The sequence below is a fragment of the Pseudomonas salicis genome, from assembly GCF_057128705.1.
Window position 1 is genome coordinate 122,232 of the sequence record NZ_JBSKHU010000005.1, and the last position, 12,870, is coordinate 135,101.

11 protein-coding genes and 1 pseudogene are annotated in these 12,870 nt (G+C 59.8%); 4 read left to right on the forward strand and 8 right to left on the reverse strand.

Annotated elements, in window-relative coordinates; all coding sequences use genetic code 11:
• Position 1: 1 nt before the first annotated feature.
• Genes ACWKWE_RS19135 through ACWKWE_RS19145 form a run of 3 tightly spaced genes read right to left on the reverse strand, consistent with a single transcriptional unit; the run spans position 2 to position 1,753 of the window.
• On the reverse strand, positions 2-262 hold the full coding sequence (locus tag ACWKWE_RS19135) for a phosphopantetheine-binding protein (protein WP_166596103.1): 261 nt from the start codon (positions 260-262) through the stop codon (positions 2-4).
• Positions 237-1,049 carry a lysophospholipid acyltransferase family protein gene (locus ACWKWE_RS19140; RefSeq protein ID WP_166596102.1) on the reverse strand — a complete coding sequence of 271 codons (813 nt, stop codon included), beginning with the start codon at positions 1,047-1,049 and terminating at the stop codon, positions 237-239. The genes ACWKWE_RS19135 and ACWKWE_RS19140 overlap by 26 nt, the downstream gene beginning before the upstream one ends.
• A complete protein-coding gene (locus ACWKWE_RS19145; protein WP_483851394.1) occupies positions 1,025-1,753 on the reverse strand; it encodes a beta-ketoacyl synthase chain length factor in 729 nt (242 codons plus the stop codon). The genes ACWKWE_RS19140 and ACWKWE_RS19145 overlap by 25 nt, the downstream gene beginning before the upstream one ends.
• A gap of 349 nt (positions 1,754-2,102) precedes the next feature.
• Here ACWKWE_RS19145 and ACWKWE_RS19150 point away from each other — a divergent pair, with 349 nt between their 5' ends.
• On the forward strand, positions 2,103-2,882 hold the full coding sequence (locus ACWKWE_RS19150) for a ParA family protein (protein WP_166596100.1): 780 nt from the start codon (positions 2,103-2,105) through the stop codon (positions 2,880-2,882).
• Positions 2,883-2,928: 46 nt separating this feature from the next.
• Here ACWKWE_RS19150 and ACWKWE_RS19155 read toward each other — a convergent pair.
• Together ACWKWE_RS19155 and trxC are read right to left on the reverse strand one after the other, a co-directional pair.
• Positions 2,929-3,291 (reverse strand): annotated as a pseudogene (locus tag ACWKWE_RS19155) (PAAR domain-containing protein); the annotation flags it as partial.
• A gap of 137 nt (positions 3,292-3,428) precedes the next feature.
• Complete coding sequence (gene trxC / locus ACWKWE_RS19160) at positions 3,429-3,863, reverse strand: thioredoxin TrxC (RefSeq protein ID WP_166596098.1); 435 nt, start codon at positions 3,861-3,863, stop codon at positions 3,429-3,431.
• 360 nt (positions 3,864-4,223) lie between these two features.
• On the opposite strand from trxC, the gene ACWKWE_RS19165 reads away from it, so the two are divergent.
• The 3 genes from ACWKWE_RS19165 (at position 4,224) to ACWKWE_RS19175 (ending at position 6,013) form a co-directional block, all read left to right on the forward strand.
• On the forward strand, positions 4,224-5,162 hold the full coding sequence (locus ACWKWE_RS19165) for a hypothetical protein (protein ID WP_483851395.1): 939 nt from the start codon (positions 4,224-4,226) through the stop codon (positions 5,160-5,162).
• Between the two features lie 157 nt (positions 5,163-5,319).
• A complete protein-coding gene (locus ACWKWE_RS19170) occupies positions 5,320-5,607 on the forward strand; it encodes a type II toxin-antitoxin system HigB family toxin (protein ID WP_401147308.1) in 288 nt (95 codons plus the stop codon).
• Positions 5,608-5,611: 4 nt separating this feature from the next.
• Positions 5,612-6,013, forward strand: coding sequence for a helix-turn-helix domain-containing protein (locus ACWKWE_RS19175; RefSeq protein WP_401147310.1), 402 nt, complete (start codon positions 5,612-5,614; stop codon positions 6,011-6,013).
• 18 nt (positions 6,014-6,031) lie between these two features.
• Here the strand turns inward: ACWKWE_RS19175 and selO are convergent, their stop codons facing one another.
• The 3 genes from selO to ACWKWE_RS19190 are packed head-to-tail and all read right to left on the reverse strand — an operon-like array spanning position 6,032 to position 12,691.
• Complete coding sequence (selO, locus tag ACWKWE_RS19180) at positions 6,032-7,495, reverse strand: protein adenylyltransferase SelO (protein WP_483851396.1); 1,464 nt, start codon at positions 7,493-7,495, stop codon at positions 6,032-6,034.
• Between the two features lie 48 nt (positions 7,496-7,543).
• Positions 7,544-10,912, reverse strand: a complete 3,369-nt coding sequence (gene mscK / locus ACWKWE_RS19185; RefSeq protein ID WP_483851627.1) for a mechanosensitive channel MscK — start codon at positions 10,910-10,912, stop codon at positions 7,544-7,546.
• A 36-nt stretch (positions 10,913-10,948) separates the two neighbouring features.
• On the reverse strand, positions 10,949-12,691 hold the full coding sequence (locus ACWKWE_RS19190; RefSeq protein WP_166596094.1) for a potassium/proton antiporter: 1,743 nt from the start codon (positions 12,689-12,691) through the stop codon (positions 10,949-10,951).
• Positions 12,692-12,870 lie beyond the last annotated feature (179 nt).

Below are 12,870 nucleotides of genomic sequence, written 5' to 3' on the forward strand. Positions count from 1 at the left end.
CTCAGGCCACTTGGCGAGCGCTGACGAATGCCGCGAGGCTGTCGACGCTGGTGAAGTGGGTGCGTGTGTCTTTGGCGTCGGCGTCGATCTTGATGCCGTAGCGTTTCTGAATGGCCAGGCCCAACTCCAGGGCGTCCACCGAGTCCAGCCCGAGGCCTTCGCCGAACAGCGTCTGGTCATTGCCGATGTCGTGGGTGCTGATGTCTTCGAGGCCCAGGGCATCGATGATCAGCTGTTTAATTTCCAGATGCAGATCGCTCATCTGTGGCGAGCTCCTTGATGAAGTGGTGATGCAGATAGTCATTGAGCTTGCGCGATGCCACAGGGGCGGGACCGAGCAGGGCAAACGTCGCCGGGTCGATGTCGTTGCCCACTCGCAGGTGAAAGTGCGGACGACGCTGAGGGATGCGATACCAGGGCTCTGCCTTGGTCAGGGTGGTCGGTGAGACATGGATCGTGACCGGAGTAATGATCTTCGCGCCACGCAAGGCGATCGCCGCCGCGCCACGATGGAAGGCAGGGGCTTTGCCCGGGCAGGTGCGAGTGCCTTCGGGAAAGATGATCAGAGTCTGGCCGGTCTGGAGGAGATACGCGGCGTTTTCCAGCATGTCGGCGCTGCCATCGTTGCTGACGTAGCCAGTCGAACGAACGGGGCCTCGCGTGAACGGGTTCTGCCAGAGGCTTTCCTTGACCACGCAGTTGGCATCCCTGACGAGGCCGATCAGAAACACCACGTCGATGAGCGACGGATGGTTGGCGATGATCATCTGCCCAGGACGGCCCAGTCGCTCTGCACCTTGGACCTCGTAGGTGAGGACGCCTGCCCTGGCCATGAAGCGAATGAACGTCCAGAACAGGCGGCTGATGGTTCGACGCGCACGACGCTGATGACTGCACGAATCGCCGGGCAGCCATGCCAGTACGGGAAAAATGAACAGGCGCAGGCACAACCCGCCCAGCCCGAACAGGGCGAAGCTCAGGGCAGTGGTCAGCAACCGCCAATAGTAGGCGTTGCGACTTTTGCTCAGCGGTTGCGTTGCCAGTTCCATAGCCGATTCTTCCAGGGATGTTGCAAAGCGTTTTGTTGTGTCGACAGTGCGCGCAGCAGATTGAGGGCGTGCGGCCACTCGTGGGGTGATTTCGCGTCGTCCTTAGACTCGTTCACGCCCAAGGTCAGTTGCCATTCGTCGCCCGCTGTCAGCAACAGGCCGAGCGCGTAGGGAAATGGCACATCGTCGATCCAGGGCGCATAGGCCATGGGCGGGTTTTCCTCGGCAATGACCAGCAATACCGCTGGAGCCCCTTCGTTTAACAGGCCCGCCGCTTCCAGCACGCCATGCTCCAGACCGTCGCCTGCCGCTGCGAGGGCCGTCATTTCGCTGGTTTCGCCGCGCATGATCGACCACAGGCCGATGACCGCGTTATGCACGGACAGGCTGAATTGGGTCGGGGACAACGGCTGTTCGGCCGCCAGGTCGCTGAGAATGTCGAAGGTCCGGGGTGTTTCACCGTGTCTTGAAACGAATACCAGCGGCAGGTGTTCAAGCCGTTCTGCCAGCGGCCAGCCGACGCTGAAGGCCATACGCGCCAGGCGGCTCAGGCGCCTGCGTTGCATGGCGGGCAGGAACGAGACATCGGGGGCCTCATCCTGATGGCAGGGCACGACCGGTTTTTGGCTCCAGTGCCGCCAATCTTCGACCGTGGTCAATCCCGGCGCCCAAGCGCGCCACTGTGCAATGTTGAAATTGATCACGATTCTTTTCCCGCCCCTGCGGGCTTACTTCCTGGCTTCGAGTATCCGAAGTGACACCAACCATGGCGCGGCGCTATCACCGAGTGCCGGGCATTATCCCGGCGTAAAAGCACAGAGGCAAACGCTGAAACAAATAGTTTATTTACTTGGGATATTTCCTACTGTAACGGCAGTCGCTGTCTGGCAAAGGTCTGTAGGATGTTGCGACTTGATAAGCGCGGGGGTTTCGGGCCGACTATCGGAATTTTCCGAAGCGCTCGCCTGACATGTCTCGTTTGCCTAGACTCGATACCATTCATCGGGTCACGAGACGATCCATTCATTCAAGACAGCGACAGGGAGTTTTCAAATGCGGCGTGTGGTGTTCAATCAGAAGGGCGGGGTCGGGAAATCGAGCATCGCCTGCAATCTGGCAGCCGTCAGCGCCCACGAGGGCTACAGGACGCTCTTGATCGACCTTGATGCTCAGGCGAACTCGACGCAATACCTCACAGGCCTGACCGGCGAAGACATTCCCATGGGCATCGCCGATTTTTTCAAGCAGACGTTGTCTTCCGGGCCGTTCTCCAAGAAGAATCAGGTCGATATCTACGAAACACCCTTCGACAATCTTCACGTCGTCACCGCGACGGCCGAGCTGGCGGACCTGCAACCCAAGCTCGAAGCCAAGCACAAGATCAACAAGCTGCGTAAGTTGCTCGAAGAGCTGGACGAGGACTACGACCGCATCTATCTGGACACGCCACCCGCGCTGAATTTTTACGCCGTCTCAGCATTGATTGCGGCGGATCGGGTGTTGATCCCTTTTGACTGCGACAGCTTCTCCCGGCAGGCCTTGTATGGGCTGCTGAAGGAAATCGAAGAGCTGAAAGAAGACCACAACGAAGGTCTGGAGGTGGAAGGCATTATCGTCAACCAGTTCCAGTCACGTGCCAGCTTGCCGCAGCAGATCCTCGACGAGTTGATCGCCGAAGGCCTGCCGGTGCTCCCGGTGTACCTCAACAGCTCGGTCAAAATGCGCGAATCACATCAGGCGAACATGCCGCTGATTCACCTGGACGCTCGTCACAAGCTGAGCCAGCAATTCGTCGAGCTGCATCATTTGTTGGAAAACAATACGGCGCATTGATCGGCATCTCCCGAGCTGCGCTGGCCTCGTCATCCTGCGTCAGCGGACTTTCCTGACGCAGTGCCTTGGTGAGCTGTCTGGCCCGTTTGCGCGCCTTGCGAGCGAGGTCCTTGGGGATGTCGATGGCGGCGTTCATGTCCGCCTGTAAACCCTCCTGGCTCGCGATCAAACGATGATCTTCGTCCGGACATTCACACCGCACGCGTTGTCCGTTCGTCGCGACAGCCACAAGATCATCGATGTAGGTGGGGTTGCCTTGCGCGATGTACCCCACCTGCTCGCAGGCCGCGCACCAGACCAGATCGCCCATGCGTGCGAGCCGACGTTCTTCGTAGGTCTGCGTGCCGGAGGTTTGCAGCACCACGCCGCCTGTTGTGGTTGTGTCGCCTTCTCTGATTACTGATGCCATCGCTCATCGCCTCTGGATCAACCGTGAGAGTGGCTAACCCTAGGCGCTTTCTTTGAGCTCGGGATGTCCGCCAGGCGTTTTCAGACGCGTCTTACGAACATTGCAGCCGCGGGCTTCGACGTGAGGCGAATCCGCCCTCAAATCCCCTGACTGGCAAGCCAGGCGGTCAACTGCTGGAGCGGCATGGCCCCGCTTTGACGCGCCACTTCGCGACCGTTCTTGAACAGAATCAGACTCGGAATCGACCGGATACCCAGCTGTGCCGACAGCTGCGGGTGCGCTTCACTGTCCAGCTTCGCCAGACGCACCCGCCCGCTCAACTGCACAGCTGCTTGCTCGAACGTCGGCGCAAAGGATTTGCACGGCCCGCACCACTCCGCCCAGACATCCACCAGCAACGGCAGATCACCCTTGATCTGACTCGCATAATCGCCCTGAGTCAGCGTGAACGGTTTAGACAACAGCACCGGCTGCTTGCAACGCCCACACTTGGGCTGATCCCGCAGCCGCTCGGCGGGGATGCGATTGAGGCCGTTGCACTGAGGGCACGGGATGACGAGAGGTTCGGACATGGCGGATACCTGGAGGAAGGCTGATGCTCGGTAAGTGAGGCCGCGGGGTGGGTTTATCAAGTTGGGCGGGTTGGTCTAATTCCCTCGAACTCAGTGTGTAACCGTTCACGTTCCTGAACATGGGCGCGTCCGCTGGGCCATTCTTTTCACTGTACAAAGACACCCAGCATTTCTTTGGCGTCTCGATGAAGCGTCCATGCGCAGCGCTTTCCACGCATCCTGCCCCGCATTTTTATCCGAAAGAGCGACCCGTTTGGCCAGCTAGCACCTGGTAAAGCCTGCGCATAGCTTCTGCCCTGAAGGGGTGTCGATTCGTTGTGAGTCAGTGGCCCCTGTTCATTCATGGTCAGGGAGATGCCAATGATCAATCAGTTACAGGCTGCATTCTCAGCGATCACCTCCGGCAAAGTCCCGGCGACCGTTTCCTCCGAAACGAAAAAGGGTCCGGAGCTCGCCGTCGAGAGCCCTGAGAAGACCGAGAAGAAAGCAACGGACAAGGCGAGCTTTTCGACGCTGGCGAGCCAGTTGAATGAAAGCGCTGCCCGTGCTGCCAAGCGTGATGCGGGCATGACCCATGCGGAATTGGGGAAGTACGGCCTGAGCCGGATCAACGAGTTTTTGTCTGAAACCCCGAAAGCCAATAGCCACACACGGGCGATGGAAGTGCCGGATACGACCGACCCCGAATTGTTGGATCGCGCACGAGCCGCCACGGCTTTCGTCACCCAAACGCTGGCAGGGCATCAGAATGCGAAGAGTCCGTTCGATGCGCTGTCCCGCGAGCAACTGAACCTGGTCGCCTATGACGACAGTGGCTCGTTCACCCTTAACGAACGACGCGCCGCGTGGCACGGCATTCAGAAGATGGACGACGCCTGGCGCAAGGTGGCGATCCCCGAAGGGCTCATCGAACAAACCCGCACAGGCAAGGCGTCGAAGTTTTACCAAGAGGCCCTGAGCTACTTCAAATCGCTGCCGACCATCGAGAAGGCGGTGGACTATCCCAAGGATGCAGAAGCGATTCTGGAGGCGCGGATCAAGAGCAAGCCAACCTTGCCGGAGCCAGCGACTTTACCCGGCCTCGTAGAGCGACGCGCGGCCGACCGGAAGCTGACGCTGTACGACATCCTCGCAGGTATGGTCGATACACAGAAAGACAAAGTCGACCCGAACACCCCGGCCCGCACCAAGAAATTCAGCCCACGCACATCGCCGACGCCGATGACGTGGACGGAGTCGTACGCGAAGAGGGTTGAGGCGATGGAGACAGCCAAGCCTGCCGTGGCGGCAAAGGTTTAAGCGCGGTAGAAAGGGGCTGCTTGTGACCCGGTGATGTGCCGCTCACCTATAAACTCGTTCGCGATGTAAGGTTGGCCGGGCATGCTTTTATCGCAACTTGCGATTTTTCCCGTTTCTGACTAACATGCGTATCGCAAAGTGCGATATGGACTGTCAGATGCATGTGATTACTGAAAAGAGGATTTGGGAGGCCAAGGCTAAATGGCCTCACTCTGCAAAGGCCTTGGACGCGTGGTATCGGCTCGTCAAGGCTTGTAGGCCCTCGGATTTTGCGGCTATGAAGGCGATTTTTCCCGCTACGGATAAGGTAGGACCGTTTCACGTGTTTGATATTGGGGGCAACAAGATCAGGCTTATTGCTTCAGTCAATTATTCAGCCCATCGTCTTTTCATTAAGCACGTCCTGGATCACCGCGAATACGACAAAGGCAAATGGAAGGTGTAAGTCAATGAGCGCTCTCATCAAACACGCAACGGAGCACTGGCACCACGTAGCCCCCTTGCTTAACAAGCCAGAAACGGAAGACGAATACGATCTGTTGGTCAGTGGCCTGGATGAGTTACTGGAAATCATTGGCGAAGATGAAGGGCATCCGCTTAACCGTCTCGCCATCCTCATCGGCGACGCAATTGAGGCTTACGACCATGAGAATCGCCCGATGCCGGTTGCTTCGGGGGTCGAGGCATTGCGCTATCTCATGCGTGAACATGGTCTGAATCAGGGAGATCTTCCTGAGGTGGGTACTCAATCAGTGATTTCCGAAATTCTTTCAGGTAAGCGTCAGCTCAATTTGAGGCAGGTTCGCCAGCTCGCGGATCGCTTCGGGGTGCCTGTCGAGGTCTTCATCTGACCTCGATTTCAAAAATCCTCACGACGAACAACTGATCTCCAGATGCTTGCCCCAGTCCGGCGGCCGCTGGGCATAACTCTCCATGCCGTCCTGCGCTTCAAACGGTTTGCACAGCACCTGATGCAGCCGCCGAACCTCGCTGTAGTCGCCTTGTTCGGCGGCTTCGATGGCGCGTTGGGCGAGGTAGTTGCGCAGGATGTAGAGCGGGTTGACGGCGTGCATGCGGGTGTGGCGTTCGTCTTGAGTGCTGGCGGAGTCGCGGGTGATGCGGGCTTTGTAGGTCTCGGCCCAGGCGTCGAAGCCGAGCATGTCGACGAAGTCGTCGCGTAAATGACGTACGGCGATGTCGGCGGAATCTTCGCCCAAACGGCGAAAGAACAGGCTGTAGTCGACGCCGCTGTTTTGCATCAGTTGCAGCAGGCGTGCGATGAGGTCGGCATCGGCGTCTTCGGCCGTGGTCAGGCCCAAACGGCGGCGCATGAGGTCCAGATAGTGGGCCTGATACAGCGGCAGGAACAGGTCCAGCGCTTCGCGCAGCGCTTCGACACTGATGAAGGGGGTCAGCGCCTGGGCCAGTGCGCTGAGGTTCCACTGGCCAATCGGCACCTGATTGCTGAAGGAGTAACGGCCTTCGTGATCGGAGTGGTTGCAGACGAAGTGCTGGTCAAAATCGTCGAGGAAGGCGAACGGGCCGAAGTCGAAGGTGATGCCCAGGATCGACATGTTGTCGGTGTTCATCACGCCGTGGCAGAACCCATAGGCCTGCCATTTGGCGATCAACTCGGCCTGACGCTCGACGATGACGCGGAACATGGCCAGATAGGGTTCAGGCTGTTCGAGGCATTCGGCGTAGTGCAGCGACAGCACGTGATCGGCCAACTGTTTCAGCTCGTCGTGCTGTTTGGTGTAGTAGAAATATTCGAGGCTGCCGAAACGCACGTGGCTCTGGGCCAGACGCAGCACAATCGCCGCGCGTTCCTGGGTTTCCCGCCAGACCGGCGTGCTGGAGCCGATCACGCAGCCTGCCCGACTTGTTGGAATGCCTAGCGCATGAAGCGTTTCGGAGGCGAGAAATTCACGTATTGACGAACGCAACACGGCGCGACCATCGCCCATGCGGGAAAACGGCGTCTGCCCGGCGCCCTTGAGGTGCAAGTCCCAATGCTCGCCCGCCTCGTTATAGACCTCGCCCAGCAGCAAGCCACGGCCATCGCCGAGGCGCGGGTTATACGAGCCGAACTGGTGACCGGAATAGACCATCGCCCGCGGATCGGCGTCTTCCCACAGCTTGTGACCGCTGAACAGCTCGGCAAATACTGGCTCTTCGGCCTGCGCAGGGGCCAGGTCCAGCAACGCCAAGGCCGATTCGCTGGCGACCACGAGGCGCGGTTCGGCAATGGGTTCGGGCAATACGGACGTGGAAAACGTATCGCCGAGGCGGGCGAAACGGTTGTCGAAGGTCAGTTCGTCGAGGGCTTTCACAAGACAGCTCCAGCAGAATGTCCGAGCATTCTGCTGGGATTTGTCGCGTCAGTCGAGCTTGGCTTCCGGCGGCTCCGGGACATCCTTCGGCGCCGCAGGTACGGTGGTAGGCGTTGCGATCGTCTTCTGCTCTTGCTCGATCGGCACCATTTTGTACTCCTGCCCCTGCATGTTCTTGAGGTAAACCTCCATCTGCCGGAACGAGATGTTGATGTGCTGCTTCTTGAATTCCTTGTTGATGAACCGGTTGATCTCATCGAGCACCGGGTTGCGGTCGCCAAGGTCGCGCACGTGCATGCGCAGTTCGTGGTCGAGCGTGCTTTCGCCGAAATTCAGGAAGTAGACGATCGGCTCAGGCTCTTTCAGGACGCGAGGGTTTTCCCGAGCGGCCTTGAGCAAGAGGTTGCGAACCAAGTCCAGATCCGAGCCGTAATCCACGCCGAGCTTGAGCGTGACGCGAGTGATGGTATCGGTGAGCGACCAGTTGATCAGTTGCCCGGTGATGAACGTCTTGTTCGGGACAATGATGTCCTTGCGGTCGAAGTCGGTGATGGTGGTCGCGCGGATGCGGATTTTGCTGACTGTGCCCGACAGGTTGCCGATGGTGATGGTGTCGCCGATCCGCACCGGGCGTTCGAACAGGATCATGATGCCGGAGATGAAGTTCGCGAAGATCTCCTGCATCCCGAAACCCAGACCTACGGACAGCGCCGCCACCAGCCATTGCAGCTTGTCCCAGCTCACGCCGAGCGCGGACAGCGTCGAGACGAAACCGACACCAGCAATGATGTAGGACAGCAGGGTGGTGGTCGCGTAGGAACTACCCTGTTTGAGGTTCAGCTTTGACAGCACGAACACTTCCAGCAGGCCCGGCAAGTTACCGGCCAGCACAAAGGTGATGCCGATGATCACCAGCGCGCCGATCATGTCGCCGAGGCTGATCGGCACCATGCTCATGGTTGCGCCGGTGCCGCTGGTGTATTCGTACAGGGTGATGTTGTCGAGGTATGAGAACACCGTGATCAGGTCGGCCCAGACCAGATACAGCGCGCCGATGAACCCGGCGATCAGGGCCAGACGAATCAGGCGTAACGACTGTTGGTTGACCTGTTCGATGTCCAGCGTCGGCTCTTCGACCAGCGCCTCACCCTCGCCGGCTTCCTTGGCGGCGTTACGTTTCGCCAGAGCGCGCTGGTAGGCCAGGCGTCGGGCTGCGACGCCCAGGCCGCGAACGAACGTCGCTTCGATCACCAACCACAGCATCAGCAAATAGAGGGTGTCGATCAAGCGGTCGCTGAGTTTCAGCGCGGTGTAGTAGTAGCCGAAGCACACGGCGAGGAACAGCGCGACCGGCAGAGCGGTGAACGCCAAACCTACCGTGCGGCGGAACAGCGACGCACTTTCGTGGGTCGGGCTGGTCAGCAACAGGCGGGCGAGCAGCCAGGTCATCAGTGCGTAGCAGGTCAGGACGACGGCAATGCCGATCACATCGTCCGCCAGCGCGGACGGCTCATGCTCGGCCACGGCGACCACCGTCACCAGCGCCAGCACCACCAGCCCCAGGCGACGAATCCAGCCCCGCAGGAATTCCACCTGGGACTTCTCCCAGCGAAAATGCAGCTGTGCAACGCCACCCGGCGCCAATACCCGGTAAGCCGTGTAGAACACCAGCCAGGCCAGCGAGATTTGCATCAGCGCCGCGCCGAGATTGATGTTCTGTTCACGGGCGTCGATCTGCAGCGCGAGTGCACACGACGCCAAGGCCAACGACAACGGCATCGCCAGCAGGATGTTGATGAAGATTGCCAACGGCGTCTGCCACTGCCGGTCACGCTTGAAGTGGCCGATGTCGGCGTGCAGGCGGTTGAGCTTGTCGTACAGGGCCTTGCGCTTCCACATCAGGCCGCCGATCACCAGCAACAGCGGCAGGAATATCAGCGGGCGCTGGGTCAGGCCATCACCCAGTTCGCTGAATGTCGAGGTCCACGGCAGGGTGGTGACTTGTTTTGTCAGGCGCGGTTTGATGCGCTCGAACCACTCCAGGTCCAGCGGCTTGTTGCTGGGAATCCAGAACATCTGCTCATCCAGCGTCTGGCGCAGGCTGATGGCCGTGCTGACCAGCTGTTTCTGGTTGAGCTGCAAGGTGATGGATTCGTTGAGCAGCGCGCTCAGCTCGCGGTTCAACCGCTCCAGCAGGTCGGTGCGGGTGGTGGCGAGGTCCAGCAAGGTTTTGCGCAAGGCTGGGGTGACGTCTTCCGGCTTTTGAGTCGCGAGCAACGTGTCGACGTAATTCGCCGGGTTGCTCATCTGTTCGCGTTGCTGATTGACCTCGAACTGGTACAGGCGAATATCGGCGATTTCGTCCGCCAGGCCGCTGTCGAGCTTGAGCTTGGGCAGCGATTGCTTCTGCTTGTAGAGAATCTTGGAGAGCAACAGGCTGCCGCTCAACACGTTGATCTGCTCGTCCAGCGCCGCATCGGTCTGGGTGATGGCGTCGAGCTGGGTTTTGGTCTTGAGGTTCTGCTGGGTCAGTTCGTTCAGGCGATCGGTGCCGCGCAGCAGGTAGTCGGATAACTTGAGATTGGCCGCGCTTTCGGTGGCGAGCAGGCTGCTGCCTCCGGCTTTCTGCGCTTCGATCGACAGCTGCGTCACGGTTTCCTGGGACTGTGCGCGGCGTTTGTCGTTGATCAGCGTTTGCAGATCCTGGATTTCCTGATCCTGACGGGCCACTTTCTCGGTCAGCAGATCACGCTGGCTGCCGCCCAAGTCCTGCAATTGACTGTTGCCTGCCAATTCCTGACGACGCAGGGCAATCAACGCGTTGATCGACGCCAGCTCAGCGTTCAACTGATTGCGCTGGTCGCTGCTGATCGCCTTGCCCCCGTCCTTGCCGGATTTGAGGATGCCGTTGATCGTTTGAATGCGGGTCTGGCTGGTACTGATCTCGGCCTGAGCGCGCTCCGGGCGAGTCTGTGCCGTGATCGTCATGCTGTTGGCGTCGTTCAGCGCCTTCTGCAAGTCAGCCTGTTGCGCGCTGCGTTGGCTCAGCATCCCCTCAAGCTGAGGCACGTCCTGATTGGTGTAGCGCTGGGCAACCGGAACCGTTTTGCTGGCTTTGAGCTTGGCCAGTTCACGCTGGTTCTCGCCGGTCTGCTTCGGCGCATCGGCCAGTTGCTTCTTCAGGTCCTCCAGCTTTTGCTGGTTGTCCTTTTGGCTGGCGATGAAAGCGAGCGTCTGTTCCAGCACCTGTTGCAGGGCTTTCTGGTCATCAGCCGACAGTTTGCGGTCGGCGATCCGGTCCAGGCTCTGCTGAACGGCGTCGCTGCTCGGTGGGGGAGTGTCAGCGGCAAATGCCGGGACGTTGGAAAGGCAAAGCCCGAGCAAGGCTGAGGCAAAAAAGGTACGCAGCGAGAACATAGACACCGGGTTGCACGATCAGGAAAGAGGAGCAGTTTAGAGGAACAACCCGGGACCCGGGCGGCTTCCTTCGGGGAATCTGACGCCCACTTTGAGGATCTTGTTCCCTTCCATAACCGCAACTGTCCAAATAGTTCCGTTCCATTCGATCTGGTCGCCGACAATTGGCGCACCGCGATTCTTCTGAATGATGAACTGGCTCAGCGGCATGTTCGAATCCAGGCCGTCGAGTTTCAAACCGTACAATGCCGCGACAGCCCCGAGCTGAGCGTCTCCCTCAAGGACGAAGTCACCGAAAAAGCGCAGATCCAGACCCCGTTGCGGCGCCTGGCTGAACAGCTTGCCAAGGGCGGGAAGGTCGTGTTCGTGGCCGATGACGCACAGCAGGTCGCCCGTCTCCAACACCGTACTACCCGACGGATGGAGCAGTTGCTGACCCCGAAACAGGGCCGCGATCCGGGTGCCTTCCGGCATTTTCAGCTCGCGAAGGGCCGCACCGATGCACCATTTCTCGGCACCGAGTCGGTAAACGAACAGCTCCCACTCGCTGGTCACGTGCACTTCGAGCGCTGCGCGAGAGATGGGTGCAGGATCAGGCGGAACCGTCACCTTCAGCCATTTCGCCATCCACGGCAGGCTCGTGCCCTGCACCAGCAGCGACACCAACACGATAAAGAAGGCGAGGTTGAAGAACAGCTGCGCCTGCGGCAGACCCGCCATCAGCGGGAACACCGCCAGAATGATCGGGACCGCCCCGCGCAGGCCGACCCACGCGATGAAGGCTTTTTCGCGACCATGAAACACGCGGAACGGCAGCAGGCCTGCGAGGACTGACAGCGGGCGCGCCACCAGAATCATCCACAGCGCCAGGCCCAAGGCCGGCAGCGCGATGGGCAGCAAATCATGGGGCGTGACCAGCAGGCCCAACACCAGGAACATACCGATCTGGGCGAGCCACGCCATGCCGTCGAGCATGTGCAGGATGCCGTGGCGGCTACGAATCGGCTTGTTGCCGAGCACCAGACCGCACAAGTAGACCGCCAGAAAGCCGCTGCCGTGGATGGCGTTGGTCAGCGCAAACACGGCCAGGCCCCCCGCGATCACCAGAATCGGGTACAGGCCGTTGGCCAGGTTGATGCGGTTGACCAGCTGCAGCATCAGCCAGCCACCGCCGAGACCGAGGATAGCGCCGATGCCGAATTCCTGGATCAGATGACCCAACAGGCTCCAGTGCAGGCCGGTCTGGCCGCTAGACAGCATGTCGATCAGCGTGACGGTCAGGAACACCGCCATCGGGTCGTTGCTGCCGGATTCGATTTCGAGGCTGGCCGTGACCCGCTCGTTGAGGCCCTTGCCGCCCAGCAGCGAAAACACCGCTGCGGCGTCCGTGGAGCCGACGATGGCGCCGATCAAAAGGCCTTGAATGATGTTCAGGTCGAACAGCCAGGCCGCGATCATGCCGGTCAGACCCGTGGTGATCAGTACCCCGACCGTGGCCAGCGACAAGGCCGGCCAGAGCGCAACCCGGAAACTCGCGACCCGGGTTCGCAGGCCGCCGTCGAGCAGAATCACCGCCAGCGCAAGGTTGCCGACCAGATAGGCCGTCGGGTAGTTGTCGAAGATGATGCCGCCACCATCCACGCCCGCCGCCATGCCGACCGCCAGGATGATGACCAGAATCGGGATGCCGAGCCGGGACGACAGCGAGCTGACCAGAATACTTGCGCCCACCAGCAACGCGCCGATCAGGAACAGGCTGTTGATGGTCGTCGCATCCAAGGGCGGTACTCCAGACAAAAGCAGAAATGAACGCGTGCGTGAACTGACATGCAGTCCACGTGCCAAGGGATTTAACCCGTTGAATTGGCACGCTGTCAAAGGCTTCTGCCAGCGGAAGGCTTAACGCTTGCTTCGGTGTGAGAGAACCAACAGCCGTGCACAATGCCATTAATAGGGTG

Excerpts from the sequence above, each read along its gene's own strand:
- ACWKWE_RS19135 (WP_166596103.1), bottom strand. The coding sequence starts at position 262 with ATGAGCGATCTGCATCTGGAAATTAAACAGCTGATCATCGATGCCCTG.
- ACWKWE_RS19140 (WP_166596102.1), bottom strand. The coding sequence starts at position 1,049 with ATGGAACTGGCAACGCAACCGCTGAGCAAAAGTCGCAACGCCTACTAT.
- ACWKWE_RS19150 (WP_166596100.1), top strand. The coding sequence starts at position 2,103 with ATGCGGCGTGTGGTGTTCAATCAGAAGGGCGGGGTCGGGAAATCGAGC.
- trxC (WP_166596098.1), bottom strand. The coding sequence starts at position 3,863 with ATGTCCGAACCTCTCGTCATCCCGTGCCCTCAGTGCAACGGCCTCAAT.
- ACWKWE_RS19165 (WP_483851395.1), top strand. The coding sequence starts at position 4,224 with ATGATCAATCAGTTACAGGCTGCATTCTCAGCGATCACCTCCGGCAAA.
- ACWKWE_RS19170 (WP_401147308.1), top strand. The coding sequence starts at position 5,320 with ATGCATGTGATTACTGAAAAGAGGATTTGGGAGGCCAAGGCTAAATGG.
- ACWKWE_RS19175 (WP_401147310.1), top strand. The coding sequence starts at position 5,612 with ATGAGCGCTCTCATCAAACACGCAACGGAGCACTGGCACCACGTAGCC.
- mscK (WP_483851627.1), bottom strand. The coding sequence starts at position 10,912 with ATGTTCTCGCTGCGTACCTTTTTTGCCTCAGCCTTGCTCGGGCTTTGC.